17 protein-coding genes are annotated in these 18480 nt (G+C 64.9%); all 17 read right to left on the reverse strand.

Annotated features, from left to right (window positions below; genetic code table 11):
* Positions 1-108: 108 nt before the first annotated feature.
* A complete protein-coding gene (locus QX070_RS01470; protein ID WP_315734164.1) occupies positions 109-2151 on the reverse strand; it encodes a hypothetical protein in 2043 nt (680 codons plus the stop codon).
* Between the two features lie 130 nt (positions 2152-2281).
* Positions 2282-2617: a hypothetical protein gene (locus QX070_RS01475; protein ID WP_315734165.1), complete on the reverse strand. Its 336-nt coding sequence runs from the start codon at positions 2615-2617 to the stop codon at positions 2282-2284.
* Positions 2618-2686: 69 nt separating this feature from the next.
* Positions 2687-3073: a hypothetical protein gene (locus QX070_RS01480; RefSeq protein WP_315734167.1), complete on the reverse strand. Its 387-nt coding sequence runs from the start codon at positions 3071-3073 to the stop codon at positions 2687-2689.
* Positions 3074-3139: 66 nt separating this feature from the next.
* Complete coding sequence (locus QX070_RS01485; RefSeq protein WP_315734169.1) at positions 3140-4642, reverse strand: phage tail sheath subtilisin-like domain-containing protein; 1503 nt, start codon at positions 4640-4642, stop codon at positions 3140-3142.
* 88 nt (positions 4643-4730) lie between these two features.
* Complete coding sequence (locus QX070_RS01490; RefSeq protein ID WP_315734170.1) at positions 4731-4949, reverse strand: DUF2635 domain-containing protein; 219 nt, start codon at positions 4947-4949, stop codon at positions 4731-4733.
* 3 nt (positions 4950-4952) lie between these two features.
* Positions 4953-5711: a hypothetical protein gene (locus tag QX070_RS01495; protein WP_315734171.1), complete on the reverse strand. Its 759-nt coding sequence runs from the start codon at positions 5709-5711 to the stop codon at positions 4953-4955.
* Position 5712: 1 nt separating this feature from the next.
* A complete protein-coding gene (locus tag QX070_RS01500) occupies positions 5713-6111 on the reverse strand; it encodes a hypothetical protein (protein ID WP_315734173.1) in 399 nt (132 codons plus the stop codon).
* A gap of 17 nt (positions 6112-6128) precedes the next feature.
* Positions 6129-6467, reverse strand: a complete 339-nt coding sequence (locus tag QX070_RS01505; protein WP_315734175.1) for a DUF2190 family protein — start codon at positions 6465-6467, stop codon at positions 6129-6131.
* Between the two features lie 88 nt (positions 6468-6555).
* On the reverse strand, positions 6556-8544 hold the full coding sequence (locus tag QX070_RS01510) for a prohead protease/major capsid protein fusion protein (RefSeq protein ID WP_315734177.1): 1989 nt from the start codon (positions 8542-8544) through the stop codon (positions 6556-6558).
* A 19-nt stretch (positions 8545-8563) separates the two neighbouring features.
* Positions 8564-10090, reverse strand: a complete 1527-nt coding sequence (locus QX070_RS01515; protein ID WP_315734179.1) for a phage portal protein — start codon at positions 10088-10090, stop codon at positions 8564-8566.
* 58 nt (positions 10091-10148) lie between these two features.
* A complete protein-coding gene (locus QX070_RS01520; protein WP_315734181.1) occupies positions 10149-10358 on the reverse strand; it encodes a phage head-tail joining protein in 210 nt (69 codons plus the stop codon).
* An 86-nt stretch (positions 10359-10444) separates the two neighbouring features.
* The gene (locus tag QX070_RS01525) at positions 10445-11080 is read right to left on the reverse strand and encodes a hypothetical protein (protein ID WP_315701301.1); all 636 of its coding nucleotides are present in this window, start codon (positions 11078-11080) and stop codon (positions 10445-10447) included.
* 42 nt (positions 11081-11122) lie between these two features.
* Complete coding sequence (locus tag QX070_RS01530; RefSeq protein WP_315734184.1) at positions 11123-13207, reverse strand: phage terminase large subunit family protein; 2085 nt, start codon at positions 13205-13207, stop codon at positions 11123-11125.
* A gap of 15 nt (positions 13208-13222) precedes the next feature.
* The gene (locus QX070_RS01535) at positions 13223-13798 is read right to left on the reverse strand and encodes a hypothetical protein (RefSeq protein ID WP_315734186.1); all 576 of its coding nucleotides are present in this window, start codon (positions 13796-13798) and stop codon (positions 13223-13225) included.
* A gap of 212 nt (positions 13799-14010) precedes the next feature.
* Positions 14011-14565, reverse strand: a complete 555-nt coding sequence (locus QX070_RS01540) for a hypothetical protein (protein WP_315734188.1) — start codon at positions 14563-14565, stop codon at positions 14011-14013.
* Between the two features lie 836 nt (positions 14566-15401).
* Entirely contained in the window at positions 15402-16307 is a 906-nt protein-coding gene (locus tag QX070_RS01545) for a hypothetical protein (protein ID WP_315734190.1), read from the reverse strand.
* A 316-nt stretch (positions 16308-16623) separates the two neighbouring features.
* The gene (locus tag QX070_RS01550; protein WP_315734192.1) at positions 16624-18480 is read right to left on the reverse strand and encodes a phage/plasmid primase, P4 family; all 1857 of its coding nucleotides are present in this window, start codon (positions 18478-18480) and stop codon (positions 16624-16626) included.

An 18480-nucleotide genomic window follows, 5' to 3' on the forward strand; every position in this document is an offset into this window, starting at 1 on the left:
AGGCGGCCCGCCAGGGCCGCCCGTTCTCTGCTGTCCGGTAGTTCGTCCCGGCCGATCGGATTTAACGCACCACGGGCCGCCGCTGCGAAGCCTAGCGGCTGTTTAAGATCAGGGCGCCGGCGATGCGTCGGGGCTCGATTGCCCGGTCGAGCCCGTCGAGCCCTTGGCCGAGGATCCGCTCGCCCGAAAGGCGTTGATCGCGTTCTCGACCTTCTGCTCGACTTGCGCCCAAAAGCCGGCCGCCGGTTGAACCGTGACCATCGTCGTGAGCGTCGCGTTGCCCTCGATCTGCGCCTTGACGGGCTCGCCCGAGCCGATGCCCGTCGCCTTGCGGATGTCGTCGATCGTCCAGCCGGCATCGCCGCCGCGATAGCGCCCCTCGGTCACGTTGCGATTGTAGCCAAAGCCCTCAAGCTCCCTTTCGAGGCGCGCCCGCGCTGCCACCCGGCCGTCATCCTCGGGCCAGATGTGCCGATCGAGCCAACTCGGGTTTTTCATGCGCCCCTGCTCGTCGCGCGCCGGCCCCCATCCCGAGCCGCCGAGCGCGGCCTCTTGATCGAGCGGGTAGCGCGGCCCGGCCTCGTAACGCTTCAAGCGCTCAAGGTCGTGATCGTCCATCACCGCGTCGGCAATCTGCGGCAGCGCCAGCACGGGCGCGAGCGAGGCCGCGACCTTGCTCGCCATGAACGATGTACCACCCTTGCCGGTGATCTTTTCCAGGCCGGCGAGCGTGGTGTCGAGCGACAGCGCGCCGCCCATGGCCGCAAGCCATCCGCCGCCGGCGGCGATGTCGCCGGGCCGCGACTTGGCGTGCTCGGCCGCCCAGGAAAGCCCGCTCGCAAACCAGTTCATGCCCTGATTAACCGCCGGCATCGCCGTTTCGGTCGTGTTGGCGAGCAGGTTATCCGCCTGCGCGCCGATCGACTTGCGGATCACCTTGGGATCGTTCTTCTGATAGTCCTCGGCCGCCGAGCCGCCCTTTGCGCCGGCGACGAGCTCCTTATCCTTTTCGATGCGCGCCTGTTGAGTGGCAAAAATCCCCATCATCTGCGCGGTTGTCTGCTGCGAGGAGATCGCCGCAATGATCTCCTGAATTTTCGAAGGATCGGTCACGCCCTTTTTCGCGAGCGCCGGGATCAGAACCTTATTCACCCACATATAGGGATCGGTTTGGCCGGGCTTGAGATACTCCTCGCCGACGATGCCGCCGGGCTTCACGCCCTTGACGTTGCCGGTTTTGGTCTTGATCACCTTATCCTTGTCGATCAGCCCATATTGCCCGAGCGCCTCAACAGCCTTGTTCGACATCTTGCCGCCAACGAATTGCGTGTAGAAGCTCGACAGCGCCTTACCGGCCGACGATCCGCCGAGCTCCTGCGCCAGCGTCGGCGCCGTCTTGAGCATGAAATCATCGCTCACAGCGTTGGTCGCGGCGCGGCCATACTTGAACATTTCGTAATAGTCAGTCGGCCGCAGCGTATCGCCGAACACGTTGACGGCTTTCGCCATGTTATCGATGTAGTGCTCGAACTTGCCGCGATCCTGCGTCACGCCCTTGATTTCCATGCCCTTCGCGAGCTTGTCAAAATCTTCGTTGAGCTCCTCGGCCTTCTCAGGATGCGCACCGAGCGCCACGACGCGCAGGCGGGCGAGCGGCTCCAAGACGTGCGTTGCCTCCTCGAATGTGCCAACCATCGAGCGCACGTTGCGCGCCGTGTGCATCATTTCGGTTTGCGACAGCGAGGGAAACTTTTTCGAGATATCGCCGGCGAGCTTGCCGGCCTCCTCGATCTCGTGCGCCGACATGCCGGCGGCGTCCATGCGCTGGCGCTCGTGCGCCCGGTTTTCCGACGCCTCGGCCGCGCGCTCGGCGATCGCCCTCATGGCATGCGCGCCGCTGTAGACGGCGGCGCCGCCGATCGCCATCTTATAGCCGTGCGCGATCGAGGCTTGCGCGCGCTGCGTGCGGTCGATGTGCCGCTCGGCGTTGGCGGCGGCCGTCGAGGCGACGGTCATTTGCTTTTGAACATCGCGGTTGAGCGCATTGGCGGCGCGGGCGATACGGCCGATCTTGCTCGCCACGGCATCGAAGGCGCCGCCCGTCGCGTCTTTGCCCTTGATGATCGCCGTTGCTTCGAGGATCTGACTCATTTACCGCCCCGCTTCCTTTGTACCGTGATTGCGCGATCGGCCCATCGCACCAAGTCCGACAGCCCGGCATTATCGGCCGCGTCGGCATCGGCGATGCGCGCACCGAGAACGACGTAATCCCAAATCGCGCCTATGTCGGCGGATTCTCCCGCTGCGCCGGCGCCGGCGCCGATTCGCGAAAAAAACCGAGAAGCGCCTCGCGCACCGCGATCGCGTCGAGCAGCGACATTTGGCTCATGGCGAGCAGCGGATTTGGCTCGATGATCGCACGCTCGGTATAGGCCGCGATCGCCGCATCCTCGTCAACGAGCGCCATGCCGCCGGCGGCGCGCACCCAGGTTTGCACCGGGCCGAACTTGAAAAAGTCCTGCGCGCTCGGCTCCTGCAGCACGATCTTTGTAACCGTGCCGCCCTTGCCATCGGCGAACGGCTTTTTGAGAGTGATTTCCTTGGTCTCGCGCGCCATGGCGGCACCTCCTCAGTTTGGTCGAGAGAGAAAGCGCCGGCGAGCTCACCCCGCCGGCGCGAAAGCCCGTTAGTTGTTGAGCTTCTGATACTGCGAGCCGCGAATTTCGCAGCCCGTCACCTCGCCGTTGGAGCGATCGACGACGGGCTCGCCGACGATGCGCGCCGAGGTGAAAACGTGCGTCACGTTGTTGTCCTCCTCGACGATGGTCCAGTCCATCGTCTTGCGAAGAACGTCGTTCCACACGATGCCCGAGCGATCGCGAAACTTGATCTTGGCGCCGTAGAGCTTCGGCGTCGAGGTGTAGCAGGCGGTGCCGTCGCCGTTGGCGGTTGCATCCGTCTTGATGTTGGTCGGATCGAGCTCGATATTGACATCGGACGGAGCGTAATTGTCGGTGCCGCCGGTGACGGACATCCGGCCGCCGAAACTGTAGTTGTTGGAATCATCGGACATGGGTTGACCTCCAGAACGAAAAAGGGAAAGCGCCCGGCCTCACAAGGCCGGGCGCCTGGGCGAGGCTTAGACGGCCGCCGCGCCGGATGCGGTCTGATATTCGAGGAAGGCCGTGACGTTCGCGGCGAACACGCGCAACTGATTCACGACATCGACCGGCAGATACGCATTCACGCGGTTCGCGTCGTTCGGATCGCGCTCGACGACGAGATACTGCGCGAACAGATCGGCCTTTTCACACACGCCGAGCGCAACGAGATCGTTGTAGGCGTGAATGAGCGTGTTGCGGATCGACTTCGGCGTCGCGATCTGCGGCAGGTTGAACGGATTCTCGTCCGCCAGGGCTTGCCGGCCGTGCTTGTTCGACACCGCGGAGCGCAGATAGCGAACAATGAACATCAACTGATACATCGTCTCGACATCGCGGAACGTGCCATCGGGAACGCCCGAGGCGTTCTTCTGGTAGGTCGTCACCAGGCGATCGATTGCGACCTGCCCGTCGCTGCGCACCTTCAGGGCCGCGATGCCGTCCGCATAGAGCGCCTGACGATCCGCGATATCCCACCACAACGAGCGATCGCGCGGCGGCTGCACGCCGGGCAACACCAGCGTTTGCAGCGGGCGCGACACTTCCGGCGCGGTGCCGAGGTGAACGCTCGCCATGGCCGCCGCCGAGGCCGAAACTTCCCACTCGGGAGTCGGTAGGCGCTGCGATCCGATCACGACGGCGTGCTGATCGTTGCGGCCATCGCCGAACGTCACGAGGCCCGACAGGTTGCCGGTCTGCATCCCGAAATAGCCGCCGTAAAGCTGCTGACTCGGAGACCAGCGGCCCGCCTGATCGTCGAGGAAATCGCGGATCGCGTCGAGCGAGGCCGTGTCGGAATACGGCGCGCCGATGAAATCATATTCCTGATCGCCCAGGCTCGCCAGCGGCCCGGCGAGATCGGGAACGCCACTGCCGCCGGCGAACGCCGTCACGGTGACGTTGCCGCTCTTGAGCACGTTGGACTCGTCGCTCGCGATGGTCATTTCCTGACCGTTGAAAATCGCGCCCTTGTGCGTCGAGGTGACGTTCACTTTGGCCGGCGTGGTGCCGTCGACGGCGGCCGTCACCGGCAGGCCCATGGCATTGATCGCGGCGGCGGCATTGGTTGCGATATTCGCGGCGGTGTCGGCCGCGTTGATCTGGAACGGAATGCGCCGGCCGAGGCCGAGCAGGATCGCCGCGCCGGTCACGCCGGGCGCAGTGAACGTGTAGGACATCGCCGCCGAGGCGCCGGCGGGATCGGCGAGCGGCAACGCCCAGATCGGCTGAAACGGCGCCGCGCGGCGGGCCATGCGGTACTGATCGACGAGCATCGAGCCGGCGCCGAACTGCGCGATTGCCTCGCGCTCGTTCTGGATCGGGCCAAAGACGACGCCTTCGGCGGCGACGCCGGCGGTGAGCTTCTGACCGATCAGAAGCACGCGCGGATTGTTCGCGTACGGCGTGCCGCCGGAATTGATCTCGGCGAACCAGAACGGCACCAACTGGTTGCCGGGGATGTTGTTGAAAAGGACACCCATCGTTGACGTGACTCCTCATGCGCGCGGCGTGTCACACGCCGGCGGGGTTGCGGTTTTCGGAATTTCGAGAAAGGGAGAGCGCGGGCCGCTAACTGACGGCGACGGGCGGCGGCGAGCTCGGCGCCTGGGCAGGCGACACCTCGATCACGTCACCTTGCAGCAAGCGCCTGTTCCAATATTGCGATCGAGGTTTCCACTCGCCGGCCGGATCGAGGCGCTTGAAGGACACCGGATCGCGCACCGGCGCCGGCCGCGTGATGCCGTCGATCGTGACGAGCACCGGCTTAACAAAGATGTTGGTTGCCATGGTTTACCCTTGCAGATTGTTCGCGGTGCCCTGCACCGGCGCGGACACGGCGGGTTGCGGTGACGCCGTGAGCCCCACCGTGTTGAGATTGACGCGCATCGGCATTGCCGTGGCAACGCGCGCGACGCTAAGCACGAGATCGGCGAGGTACGTCGAGCCGTCGAGCGCCTGCGCGATCGGCTGCAGCGTCGCCGGCAGGCGGGCGAGATCGGCCGGCGCCGTCGCCGGCGCGGGATCGAGATAGGTTTCCTTGAGCCGGAAAAGCGCCGTCACCTTGCGCCGGGCGAGCCGCACATCCTCCTCACCCGAACGGTGCGGCTCGGAATGCCAGGACTCGGCCATGCCCTTGCCCATCTGCCGAAACAAGGCGCCGCTCGGCGCGAAGTGCAGCACCTCATAAATCTGCGCTTCGAGCGAGTCGAGCATCGCCTCGGTTTGCCCGTCGGTGACATAGAATTGAGGATCTGGCGTCGAGCCGTCCGCCGCCGCATTGCCGACGATGGAAATCTCGAACACGAGATCGACATCGGCCTTGTGCAACAGCGGGCCGGCTTGCGCGATCTTGCCGAGCCGCGTGCCCTCGGTATAGACGGCGATCAGCGCGCGGCGCTCGTCGCTCGTGAGGTTGTCGTCGAAAGGATCGATCCGCGAGTCGGACACATACGGGCCGGCCAATGTCGGCCACGGGCCGCCGGCGGCGAGCAGCGGCGAGGGCCGCAACGCTTCGAGCGCGCAGAGACGGAAAAAGGTTCGCGCGAGCATGTCACAACCCGTTCAATGAAATGCGGACAAAGCCCGGCGTCGAGGGCAGCACCTCGAAGATTTTGAAGCGCCGCCCCGTGCCCTCTTGCGTCACCATGTCGCCAACGCGCGGGCGCCACGGCAGGCGCGAGAGATCGAGCGAAACCGTCGGCCGCGCCGTTGAATGCGCGGCGCGCTCAGGCTGCACGCCAACTTGCGCGAACGGCCCGGCGCCGGCGCGCGCAGCCGTTTCGGTGAATGGGCAAAGCACGTGCGCGACGACATCGCGCGAGAGATCGGGGATCAGCGGCGCGTTGCGATCGGTGTCGTATTTCATCGGGGCGAACGTGAATAGTTCGCCCTGGATTTTGTCATGCATCACCGCCGCAGCGGCGACAGCACGCTCAAACGGTGATGCCATGACTTGAGCCCCCTCGGTTAGCCGACGCGGCGATCGATGACGACGGTTGCCGTCGCGTCGCCCGACGCCTTGGCGGCGCCCGCGAAGCCGGCGCGCAGATTGTTGGTTGCAGTCTTGGTGAACACGTGATTCGTGTTGTCCCAATAGAGCGCATCACCGAACGTCCAGGCCGCGCCGGTATCCGTCGGCTGATCCGAGAACACGCCCTCGCGCACGAACGCAACCACGTCGCCGGCGATGCCGTCGATCGTCGGCACACCGAAACACTCCGCGCCAACCAGCGCCGCAACGCCGCCGGTCACGGCGCCGGTGAGAGTGACGTCGAGCGTGTCGCCCTTGGAGAGATAATTTTTCATCTGCTGACTCTTTCGCTTGCAGAAGTTGAAACGAAAACGGCCGACGCGAAAGGCGCCGGCCGTCATACGAACGCGGAAACGTCGGCTGTTAGTTGCCGCCGTTCATGAACATGCCGCGATGGTCGATCGCCTTCGCTGCGAAGTCGAGCCGGCCCTTGATCTCGATGCCGTCCACCTCGAAGCCCAGGCGAGACTCCGTGTAGAGCCCCTCCTCGCCTTCGAGATAGGCGTATTCGATGGTGTCGATCGTCGCGGGATCGGCGAACAGATACCACGCATTGCCCTGCAAACGCGCCTCGACGACGGGCTCAAGCGAGCCGGCGAACACGTTCACCTGATCCGGATTCTGCGGGTACATGACCGTGTGCAAGAACTGCTGCACCTCGGTTTCCTTGTCGGGCGACACCGCGATATAGCGCGGCGTCAGGTTGAGCGGATCGGCCGGCTCGGAAGCCTTGGGCGCGAGTCCCTTCTGCTTGCGCATCGACGCCCGCGCCTCGTTGAGCGTGGTGAGGTTGATCGCGCCGGCGGTGCCGAGGTTGCCATGCGCCGCGTGGAACAGCGCCTTGCCGTCGCCCATCTGCGGATTGCTCGTGATGATCGCCCAGAACAGCGATGCCTCGGTTTCGGCCGCCGCACGGCCGAGCAGCATCGGCAGGCGATCGAACGCGCCGAGATCGTCGTTGATCAGCGCCTGACGGGTGATCGTGACGACGCGGCCGAACGTGGCCAGCGCATACGACTCCTTCGAGTCGGCGAGCGCGGCGCGCTGATATTCGCCGCCTTCGCTCACCGGCTTGAGGTGCGGCATGTTGGAAAGCTGCACGATCGCGCGCGCCTTGAAATCGGGCGCGTTGTTCTGGCGCGAAAGCTTCTTCCAGTTCTGCGGCGCGACCTCATAGGCCGAGCGCAGCCGCTTCGAGACGACGTTCGCCAGGATCGCCGGGAAATCCGACGTTGCCAGCATGCCGCCCGAGCGCAAGCCGGTATCGAGGCCGAGCAGGCGGGTTGCGAGCTCCATCTTGCCCAGGCCTCGCAGCCGCTCGCCCGTGGTCTGCTCGTGGAAAGCGCGGCCCATTTCCATGAGCGACATGCCGCGCCACTGGCGCGCGGCGTCGTCGAGCTTGACGGCCGACGGGCTCGCACGGTGCAGAATGGCGGCCTCGACGGCGGCGCGGATGGTGTCGCCTTCGTCGCGGGTGATCTGCGCGTCGATGCCGCGCGCGCTGATCTGCGTCTCGTTGGCGCGCGCGGCGATCGCGTCGAGCACGGCGGCGCGCACGTCGGCGACGGCCGAGCCCGCGTTGACGTGCTTAGCGACGAAATCGGCGGGCATGCCGTGGCGCAGGCCGAGCGCGGTAATCTCGGAGACGCGAACGCGCTCGCCCTCGACGGCGGCGCGCACGGCGTCGGCGTTCGGAGCGGCGCGGCTCGCATCGGCGGCCGGCGCAGGCGGCACGGTCACGGCCGGCGCGGTGCGGGTCTCGTTGGTGTTGGTCTCGATCTCATCCATTGCGGAAGTTTCCTTGTTGGCGGGCATCGCCCGTTGGATGGTGACAGGAAAGGTTTCCTCGGTGCCACGCACTTGCGCGCCGGCATCGGCGGGAACGGTGACGAAAGACACCTCGAAAGGAGTCCATCGGGTAGCGATGCGCTTTTCGACATCGCCCTTTTTCTGCGGCTCCTCGACGCGAACCTCGTCGAGCGAGTAACCGACAGACACGTTTCGAATGATGCCCTCTTGCACCATCGCGAACATGCGATCGGCGGCGTCGTCGACTCCCTTCGTCGGGAATCGAATGAGCGCCCGGCCCTCCTTGCCCTCGATCCAGGCACGTTCGACAACACCGAGTTGCGAGCGCGTGCCATAGGTCGAATGGCTATCGAGCGCCGGCGCGCCGGCGTTGAGGCGTTCAAGGTTCACGGCCGAGCGCGACACCTCAAGCACCTCGTCGAACAGCGTCGAGCCGTTGTAGCCCCAGGCGCGACGACGCACCGCGGCGCCCGTGGTGAACGTCACCTCGACGGTGCGCTTGTCGGCGTCAACGCTGTTGACCGGAAGCGAGCGCGTTTGCATCGGCAGCGCGCCCGGCTCGTCACTTTTTGGCGGGCTTACCGCCACCGTCCTTTGCGACATTCGTATTTACCTCGGTTTGTGACTCGGCGCCGGCTCCGCCCTTTGTCGATGCGAGGGCGACGCGCGGATCGGTGTCGAGAATGATCTTTCGTTTATCGAGCTCGCCGAACCACGACTCGATCTCGTCGAGTTGCGTGTCGGGATCGAAGCCCCAGGCGAGCACGAATTGCGGCCACGTCATCCGGCCGGATCGCACGGCGAGGATGTCGGCTTGCAATTCCTTCATCGGATCAATCGGCTCCCATGCCGGCATGATCCATTCAACCGGATAACCTTCCTCGCGCTCGGGCAAGATGCCGTTGAGCACCGCGAGCTCACACCATCGCTCCCAAAGCGGTTCAAGGAACATCGGGACCAGCGTCAAATGCTGGAACTGCTCAATGACGCGGCGAAACTCGATCTTGCCAGCCTTGAGCGAGGAGAAATTCGCCCGCGACAGATCGCCGGTGAGCTGATCGTAAGTGATGCCGGCGCCGGCGGCGATCGCCTGCAACGTGCTCTTGAGCACGCCCTCGAATTGCATCGAGCCCGACGGCGCAACGGTTTGGAGCTCCTCGCCGGGCTCCAAATAGGCGACCATGCCCGGCGCGAAACTCTCGATGCGCCGCGAGGCCGAGCCGCCATTCGATTCCTGTTGCGCCTGGGCTAGCGTGCGCGCCGTCGAGTTGGTCTTGATGAAAGCCGCGAGGCACGATTCGATGCGCGCCTTGACGACAATCGCCTCTTGCAAGTCGGCAAAATCGCGCCCGGTGAGCATCACCGGCGCCAGCCACGGCACGCCCCGGCCCTGTCCGATCCGATCCTTGCGGTAAGCGTGCAGCATATCGGCCGCCGGCACCCGCACCGAGGCCGAGGGCATGACAAGCCCGCGCGCGCCAGGGTGCACGGGATAAATCCAATATGCCTTGCGCTTGCCGGCGAGCGTGTATTCGATGCCCTGATCGACGACGACGCCCTCGGCGTTGATCGCCGACAGCGGCTTGCGCTCCACCATCATGATGCGATCGCGCGATTGGTCGAGGTGATCCGGCTCAAGCAACTGCAATTCGAGCGGCACGACGCCGCGCGTCGCCTCGGCGGCCGAGAGCGGCACCATGCGGCCGAGCACCTCGCCGGACTCCATGATGCAGCGAACCGCGAGCGCCTGCAGTCCCTCGAAATTGAGTTGCCCCTCGCGGTCGCACTGTTTCGCCCATTTTTTCCAGGCGCGTTTAACGCGCTTGTCGAGCGCCTTGTCGCCAGTGCTCGGCTTGGGAATGATGCCCGTGCCGACGGTATGCGAAACCGTCACCTGCTCGATGCGCTGCCCCCACCACGTATTGCGCACGAGATCGCGCGAGCGTGCGCGCAGGCGCGGCAGCGCCGCCTTTGTCTCGACGTTCGCCGAGGCGTTGGTTGCGCGCCAATCGCCGGCGCGACGGCCGCCCTTGGCGCCGTCATAGGACCGCACTTGATTGAGGCTGATCCGCGCGGCGGTGCGGCGCAAACCGGACTCCGGTGAGAAATAGTCGACGACGCGATCGAGCATGTTCATTTGATCACCCTCAGTCGCGGCAATGCCGAACGAACGAAACGAACGGCGCCGGCGCGGTGCCCGTCACCTCGCGAGTCATGTCGCTGAGTTGCGCGAGCATTTCCGCCCGGCTTTGATATTCGACATCGCGACTATCAGGCCCCGAGCCGAACTTGACGCGCCGGGCGCCCGTTGCGAGCGCGGCCTTGAGCGCGTCGATGTCGTCTTGCGTGTAAGCCATCGCCACACCTCACAATGAAAGGAATTGCCCGATGCTTCGCAACGGCGGCGCCGGCGCCGCGTCGGGACCGCGCGGATTCTTGGTAGTTAGGGCAACTGCACCCGCGCATACTGCGCGAACACGCGATCGAGCCACGTGCCCACCGTGCCGCGCATCACCGCCGACGGATTGCTCTTGGCGAACAACGAAAACGGCTGATTCGACTTGTCCACAGCCTCTGCCATCGCCGGAACGAGCATCGGAATGTCCAGCGCGTCGGCCGGAAACGCGAACTTCGTCGCATTGATGCGGTTGCCGACGAGAATGTGCCGCATGCCGGCCAGCTTGCTCGCCACCGGCGCAACCTCCTCGATCGACGCCTGACTGTTGCCGAGCACGTGCAGCAAGCGGATGTCGAGCTTGGACGAGTCCAGAAAGCCGATGTCCGACAGGATTTGCAGCGTCGGCGACAGCAAGCTCGCGCGGATGTCGATCACCGTCGCAATCTGCGCGTTGAGCGTATCGAAAACGCGCATCTGCCCGTCGGAGTCGAGCAGATCGACGAGCTCGGTACGATCCGGATAGAACCGCTTGAGCGTGCCGCCTGGGATGTCGGTTTGCGTGTCGAACGCACGGTTTCCGATGCCGTGCCGATCGAGATAGTCGATCAGCGTGCGCGTCGTCGTGGTCTTGCCGACGCCGCCCTTGTCGGCGCCGACGATGTAAACAACCGGCTTGGTCATGGCCGCCTTCCTTCTGTTGTATCGTACGAAACAAAACCGCCCTTAGCGGCGCAACCAGCCGCCCGTGTTGCGGCCGATCCATCCCGAGCCCGACGGCTCGGCTTGCGATCGCGCCGCCGGCGCCTCGGCGCTGGCATTTGCGGGCGGCGTCGAGGGCGCAGCCGGCGGCGGATCACCCGGAAGATTGGCGATCTCGCCCTCGGCGAGCTCGTCGATCAGCGCGGGCACTGCAGACGCGGGACTGGCTGCAATTTGAACGGCAAGCGGGCGAGGCGCGAACAAGTCACCTTGCTTGATCGTCGGCGCCCGCTCGCGCGCGAGGATCTTCCATTCGTCTTCCGTCATGGTCGAAAGGCCGAGGTGATCGGCAACCGCCATGTTGTAGACACGGCAATCGAGCAAATGATTGTCCTGGGCGCCGCGCGGGCGCCATCCCTTGGTGAGACGTCCGCGCGACTTGATCTCGGCGAGATATTCGGCCGTCACTTGCTTGAAATACACCTCATCAAGCCACTTGCCGAAATGGCAGTAACCAGGCGGATCAGTCTCGCGGCCGGCGGCCTTGCCCTCGCGGCGCAAGTCCTCATACCAGTGACCTTTGAGCGGCCACGTGCCAACCGGCCACAACTTGACGTGCCCGAGCTTGCGGCCGTCGAGATCGATATCCTTCACGCTCGGCGTGCCGATCGCCGGCAAATGCCAGCCGTCGCGGCCGTCTACCGCGTAAGCGTTATGGCGCGACGTGCACCAATGATAGACGACATGCGAGCGGAAGCCGGAGTCGACGGCGAAACCATCGACCTTGCGGCGCCCGCCGAACGCATCCGGCCACTCGCGATCATAGAGCTCGGCGAGCTTGAGAAACGCGCCCGCGTTGGCGTCGGTCGTGTCGCCTTCGAGCATGTCAACATAGATCACCCATGACTCGCGGTTCGGCGCCCAGGCGACAACCTCAACATAGATGCCGTTCATCTGCACGTCGGCGGCGGCCGTGAGCATCAGGCCGCGCGGCGGGATGCGCCCTTTCGGGTAGTCCTCGCGCCGCTCCATCAGGCGAACATGATCGGGCGCGTCGCCCTTGATCTCGTACGCCTCGCCGAGCGTGAGGTTGTAGAACGCTTTCAGCTTGGCCGGATCGCCCTGGGCGCCGATCCAACGCTCTGCGATCTTGTCCCACGGCACGAACGGCGACGACATCGCGTCGATGTGGTAGCTCGGAAACTTTCCAGGCCCCGGCGCCGTCGCGATCCACTCGCCCTTGCGCACGAGCGCGTTTTTCTCGTGCGCCTCGATCGGCCGGCCGCAGCACGGCGCGATGTAGTGCGCCTGATACGGAAACGACTCCTTGAATTTGAACTGCGGCCCGAATCGGAACGGGAATTTCCCGTCACATTGCGGGCACGGCACGTGCCAGAGCCGTTGATCGCCGGCGTTAAACTGCTCGTCGATGTAGCAAGCGCCCTTGACCGTCGGCGTCGAGATATTGACCTCTTTCCAGTCGCCGGTTGCCAGAAACGACTCGTAACGCGCCTCGATCATCGTGTGCGGCGAGCCCTGCCCGTCGAGATCGGCCGGGTATTCGCTAGCCTCATCCTTGACGATCTTGCGTTTCGTCTTTGAGCGGAGATCGGCCGTCGAGTTGGCGATCGCGAGCGCCATCGAGCCGCCAGGATAGCGCTTGAGGTACGTCGTCGAGCCCTCGCCCGAGCGCGAAACCTGCGGCTTCACCTTGGCTTTGAGCGCCGGCGTGCTCTCGATCGCCGGATTGAGCTTATCGGCGATGAAATCCGCGAGCGCGCCGTCAGTCGGCTGCACGAGCAGGATTCCGCCGCTCGGATCGGTGTCGATCGTCGAGCCGACGATCGCGATCGCCATTACCGTGAAGCCGGTTTGAGCGCTCTTGCGGATCGCCCACTTGTTCACCGGCGAGTCCGGGCCGGAATTGTTGAGCGGCTCGACGACGTACGGCGTAAGCGTCGCCGACCATTTCTCGTTAGCGCGCGGCCCATCGGGAACGATCAGGTTTTCGGCCGCCCATTCGGCCGGCAGCACCTTGCGCGGCGGCCGGGCGAGCGTCTCGATCTCGTCCGCAAACAGCGCGACACCCGAGTTTTTGAATTTCAGCATGTGAGCACCGGCCTTTTAGCCGGGCTCGCCCTCATTGCCCGGCTCGATCGTTGACGGCTCGGCCTCGGCCCGGATCGCGCCCATCGCGTCGGCGATCGCCGCGCGGAGCTCGCGGGCGATGTCCTTCAAACTGGCGCGCGCGCCTTGCGTGCCGTCCTTTGCCGTAGCGGTTGCGATCGCCTCGGCGTATGTCGGCAGGCGATCGACGGTCCGCACAATCGCCTCGGCGGCCTTCTGGCCGGCCTCTTTCACCTCGGCGACGGGCACGAGGCGCCCTAAGCGTTCTTCGAGCTCAAGAAAGCGCAGATCGGCCGAATACTGCGCGTTGCGCGCCTGATGATCGCGCAGCGCCGGCGAGCTCGCCGGCGTGGTTGCGTCGATTTCGGCGCGCGTCTCGGCGGCGGCTTCCTTGAAGGCGTCGCCGGTCTCGCCGACGGCGCGATCGAACTGCGCGAGGTGCACGAGCTTGGTGCCGTTCGGCCCTGGGCGCGTTTCCAGCTTGCCGGCCTCGACGAGCTCGGCGACTCGCTTCGCGATCGCCTGCCGTGATTTGCCGCGCTGGCGCGCGATTTCCGACACCGACAGCCACAAGCCGGCGTCGAGATCGATGCGAGGCTCGTCGCTCATCGTGTCAACCTGTCAACCGTGTCAACCCAAAATTGGAAATGTGCGGCTAGCGACTTTTCGGGGCGCGCTTGTGCCGTAGGGGGGAGGGGCCGGGGAAGGACCCGCCGGCCTATGCCCCCACCATCCCCCGGCCGGGCGCCGGGCCGAGGCAACAGGCGCGCGTCGAGGCGCTCGCGCTATCCGGCGCCGCCAAGGATGCGCGCTAGCTCGTGCTGCAGACGCACGGGCAGGATGGTGCGCACCGCCGCCAGAAACTCAGCCGCCGTTGCGCCGCTGATCATTTCTTTCGGGATATGCAAGCCCGAGCGTTGCGCCTCGATCGGCAGGCGGCTCGCGCCCGTGCGCTTGAATACCTGCCCGCCAAACATCGAGCCGCCGCCGCTCGCGTGCGCTATGAACGTTCCCGCGAAGATGCGGCGCTTGTTCCAGGGCGCGGCCGATACGCCTTTCTTGGTTGGCCTCGCCTTGAAATACTTCAAGTGCACGTTGCCGCCGCGCGAATGCAGGCTGTAGCTCATCCCCGCCGGCTTGGCCTTGACGGCGCGCACGATCACATCGCGCTTAAGCCCGGTTTGCTTGGTGAGGGCGCGCACAACGCGCACCTTGGACATGTCTCCCGTGCGCTTGATCGCCCGCACGATCGCGAGCGGCGCCTCGCGCTCGGCTCGCTTGAACGTTTCGGCGAGGCCCTGCACCTCGTGCGCGTCGATCTCAAGGCTTGAGAACGCCATCGCATCACCTCATCAAGCCGTGCAGGCAATAGATCAGCAGCGGCAGCGCGACGGGCAGCGACGCGCAAAACACGATCGCATCAACCATGGGCTAACGCCTTCTGATGTTCTGTTTCAAGCTCGCAAGCTTGGCAGCCGCCGCCGCGCGCAGTGCGCCCGAGCGCGCATCCTCGACCAACGTGCGCGACACAAAGGCGGCCGAACTAGCAGCGCCTTTAACGTCACCACGCGCGACGGCGGAAACGCCGCTGCTGATCGCTTGCTTGCGTTCGTTGCAGCGGCAACCCATGACATCACCCCGAACGTAAATCGTCGCACACGCGATCATGCTCGCGGTGTTTGCTTGTATGCGTGGCGCGGTGTCGCGCGGCGACGATGTTTGAATTGGTGCACCGATTTGCCGCCCTCGGTGCGAGGCGTCCCGATCAAAGCGCCGGGCTTACTCGCCGTGTTTAACGAGCGTGCGATTGCTCGGCCGTCAGGCGATCGATTTGCCCCGCTATGCGTAAGGCCCGCCATCATCCGGCGCTTGCCGGCCATATAGGCGAACTAATGGCAATGCGTGGCGTTGCGTCATCAGTAGGATGCAACAGGCCCGTAAAGGCTAGGGTTGCTATGCGGTGCGCCCGTTTGGCGCGGTATTCCACCGATCTCCGCGCGCTACAATCTCAAATCACGCGCGGCAGTCCATAATCAGGGCTGTGAAGGTGCTACTTCATTGCCGCTACTCGGTTGAGGTGTTTTCTTTGTAGTGCCAACATACATCAACGATCCGGGTATAGGCTGACACTTTCCTTCCGGTCAATGCACCCGGTCACGGATTGCGCGAAAACCCCTTAGCTTGCAGCGGATTTGCGCATTTTTTCCCGGCTCGCCCGCGCGTAGCTTTGGACGGTTGCGGCCTCGATCGGCGACTCCACCGGCTTGCCGGCGACGGCGTTGCGCCTGGGCGCGACGGCGAGCTCGACATCCGCCAGGGTGAGCTTGCGGCCAGCGAGCACGCGCGGCGCCGAGGATCCGTCGCACCACGGCATCGAGCGAACAGTGCGCGGCTGCACCTCGATCGTTGCCAGCTTGCCGGCGAGCGCGCGCGTGAGATCGTCGAGCGCATTGCACCACGTCACCCACTCGGCGCGGCACTCGCCGATATGCAGCGGCGCCGGATCGTGCCAATCGAGCGGCGAACGCGGCGACATCGCGAGCGTGTATTCGCCGTCACGCTTGCGCGCGCGGCCTTCGTTGCGACGGAGCTCGACAAGCTCGCCGCCGGCGTTGAGTCCGTGCACGATCGGGCGCGGCCGGCCGGCCGTCGGCGCGAACATCTGGTAAGGCGTCGGGCACTTGAACTGCCACGACGGCCGCTTGCCCATCGCGCCAGCGAGCACGATCGCTTGCGGATTCCAAACCGCGAGCATCAGCGACGGGATCACGTGTTCGGCGATCGGCGCGAAGTCGCCGAACAGGGCGCGCGCGCCGTCGGCGCTATCGAGCGTGACGGATGTCGCAAGCCGGCCGATCGCGTCGGCAACGATCTGCGCGTCGGCGTGCGGCTCACCTGGAACGTAGCCCATCGAATCGAAATCATTATCGCGCGCGCGGCCCATGCTGCGCGCGATCGCGAACGGCCGCACCTCGCGCCGGCCGATCGCGCAGCCGACATCGGCGGCGACGGCGCGCCCCTTCGGCAACTCATCCCGAACAGCCCATTGCAACAGCTTTTCGATACCGAGCTTGCGTTTCATTGTTCCAATGCCCTCATTTGAAGATGGATGTAGGGATGTAGGGTGCATGTAGGGTTGCCGATCAACACTACATGCTGCTTTGTTGTTTGATTTCAGATGCTTACTAACGAGGGATGTAGGGATGTAGGGTTGAGACTAGACGCATACATGAGAAAAGGTTTTTGGCCTCGCCCCGCACCCCAAAGAGGATTGGAGATGGAAATTTGCCCGAAACCCTACATCCCTACAGCGCGCCGCCCAGCCCGTTGAGAACACTTCGCTTTTCGTGGATGTAGGGTTGCCGCCGACCCTACAGCGACCCTACATCCCTACATGCTTAGATCGGAGCAACGTCGTCATCGCCGGGGTGCGGCGGCGGATCGCCGTTGTTCCGGCGTTGCGCGGCGGGCACATTCTTGAGCCGCACGTGCAAATAGCGCTGCCCGGCCTCATTGCGTTTCTTGGTGAAACCCTTCTGCCCCATCACCACGCCGAACGCCTTTTCCTTCCAGGGCCGAACCGCGTTGGCGCTCGCCCAGGCCGCAAAGGCGTCGTACATCTCACGCGCGGAAACAAACGACGCCGGCTCGCCGTCAGGCTTTGCGGGCACACTGTCGATGCACATCCCGCAAAACATCCCGATAGGGTCCTGCTCATCGCGATATTCCGCCGTCGCGTCATTCACCTCGGCCGGCGTACGCAAGCCGCTGTTGAGATAGTCGAGCGCGCCGGCGAGCAGCCAATTCAAGATGCCGGATCGCTCGGGCCAAATCTCGCCCATCACCTCATCCATCGGCCGCCGCTCGTGATCTGCGATCGTCACCGGCCACGGCACGAACTTGATACGCCGCCAAATGCCATGATCGACGCCGCTCACCTCAGGCTTGTGATTACCTGATAGTACCATCTTAAAGGCCGGCCGAAACTCGAAAAACTCTTTGTTGAGCGATCGAACTAACATCGGCTCGCCGCCCGTGAGCGACTTGATCAGCGCCTCCTTGAACTGCACGCCGCGCTCGGGCTCCGAGGCACGCACAAGGCGAGCACCGGGCAGGCGGGCGAGATCAGGCGTCGCCTGCGATCCTGATCGCTGCTGATCGCCCGACAGCGATTCAAACGCGATCGTTGCGCAGTATGGCCCCATGATGCGCGCGACGATCTCGACGAATGTCGATTTCCAGTTCGCGCCCGTGCCATAGGAGAACACAAAGCATTGCTCGCCGGTGAGGCCGGTCAAGGCATAGCCGTGGTAACGCTGCACGAAGTTGCGAACCGGCTCGATCGGCAAAAACCGATTGACCGCCGCCAGGAAGTGCGGGCACCGCGCGCCCTCGACATACTCGACGGGCGCAACCTTGGTAATGTGATCGGTGCGCTCGTGCGGCGTAAGCTCGACGCGCCAGCGCTTCACCGTCTTGTGCTCATGATCGTGCGCGTCGGGATCAGGCTCCTCGGTGCAGACAAAGCGAATCGTGCCGTTGAGCACGTTGAACGCAAGCCCGTCGGCGTCGAGCTCGTCAACCGTGACGGTGCGATAGGGCAAAGCCTGATCGAGCATCCCGCGAATCTTGCCGGCGTTACCGCTCGAAACCGAGTATTTGCGCCGCGCGATCTGGCGCGCCTGCAGCGCCCCGCGCGCCTCGGCGCCACGCTCGACGAGCCGCGTCAACATCTGCCAACGCTGATCTTTGCGCGCGTCGGCGCCCTTTTCGCGCTCGATCGCGGCGAGTTGGTCGCGCGCCTGGTTTGCCGCATCGATCGCCGCTTGCTCATTCGGCGTCGCCGACATCACATCGGCCTCAAGCACGATCCGCGCCGCCGTCTTGTGCGCGAGCCGCGTCGCGAGCTCGTTGCCGCCTTCGCGCTCCCAATGCGTGCCCGCCCAGGCGTGCCAACCTACATTGCGCACGTGCAGGAGATCGGCGCCGAAATGGTGGATCAGCCGTTGCCCGTTGCCCGTGTCGTTTTGCGGTTCGGCCGCGCAGGCGATCAACACGTCGCGGCTGATCTCGGCGGCGTCGGCGGGCCGCTCATTGTCCGCCGGCTCGACATCATCCTCACCCTGCCCCTCGGGGAAGCCCCCACCGGCGGGGTGCGGGGCGTAGGCGGCAAAGCCTGAAATGTCGGTGTCGTCGTCGCCCTCGATCAGGCGCACAATGCGCTCATGGGGCGGCACGTCGTCGTCGTGGTCCAT

The organism is Bradyrhizobium sp. SZCCHNR1093 (genome assembly GCF_032381175.1).
GTDB lineage: Bacteria > Pseudomonadota > Alphaproteobacteria > Rhizobiales > Xanthobacteraceae > Bradyrhizobium.

Coding starts and splice junctions, on each gene's coding strand:
- QX070_RS01500 (WP_315734173.1), bottom strand. CDS start 6,111: ATGGCATCACCGTTTGAGCGTGCTGTCGCCGCTGCGGCGGTGATGCAT.
- QX070_RS01550 (WP_315734192.1), bottom strand. CDS start 18,480: ATGGACCACGACGACGACGTGCCGCCCCATGAGCGCATTGTGCGCCTG.
- QX070_RS01510 (WP_315734177.1), bottom strand. CDS start 8,544: ATGCAAACGCGCTCGCTTCCGGTCAACAGCGTTGACGCCGACAAGCGC.
- QX070_RS01540 (WP_315734188.1), bottom strand. CDS start 14,565: ATGGCGTTCTCAAGCCTTGAGATCGACGCGCACGAGGTGCAGGGCCTC.
- QX070_RS01545 (WP_315734190.1), bottom strand. CDS start 16,307: ATGAAACGCAAGCTCGGTATCGAAAAGCTGTTGCAATGGGCTGTTCGG.
- QX070_RS01480 (WP_315734167.1), bottom strand. CDS start 3,073: ATGTCCGATGATTCCAACAACTACAGTTTCGGCGGCCGGATGTCCGTC.
- QX070_RS01530 (WP_315734184.1), bottom strand. CDS start 13,207: ATGCTGAAATTCAAAAACTCGGGTGTCGCGCTGTTTGCGGACGAGATC.
- QX070_RS01495 (WP_315734171.1), bottom strand. CDS start 5,711: ATGCTCGCGCGAACCTTTTTCCGTCTCTGCGCGCTCGAAGCGTTGCGG.
- QX070_RS01490 (WP_315734170.1), bottom strand. CDS start 4,949: ATGGCAACCAACATCTTTGTTAAGCCGGTGCTCGTCACGATCGACGGC.
- QX070_RS01470 (WP_315734164.1), bottom strand. CDS start 2,151: ATGAGTCAGATCCTCGAAGCAACGGCGATCATCAAGGGCAAAGACGCG.
- QX070_RS01485 (WP_315734169.1), bottom strand. CDS start 4,642: ATGGGTGTCCTTTTCAACAACATCCCCGGCAACCAGTTGGTGCCGTTC.
- QX070_RS01505 (WP_315734175.1), bottom strand. CDS start 6,467: ATGAAAAATTATCTCTCCAAGGGCGACACGCTCGACGTCACTCTCACC.
- QX070_RS01475 (WP_315734165.1), bottom strand. CDS start 2,617: ATGGCGCGCGAGACCAAGGAAATCACTCTCAAAAAGCCGTTCGCCGAT.
- QX070_RS01520 (WP_315734181.1), bottom strand. CDS start 10,358: ATGGCTTACACGCAAGACGACATCGACGCGCTCAAGGCCGCGCTCGCA.
- QX070_RS01525 (WP_315701301.1), bottom strand. CDS start 11,080: ATGACCAAGCCGGTTGTTTACATCGTCGGCGCCGACAAGGGCGGCGTC.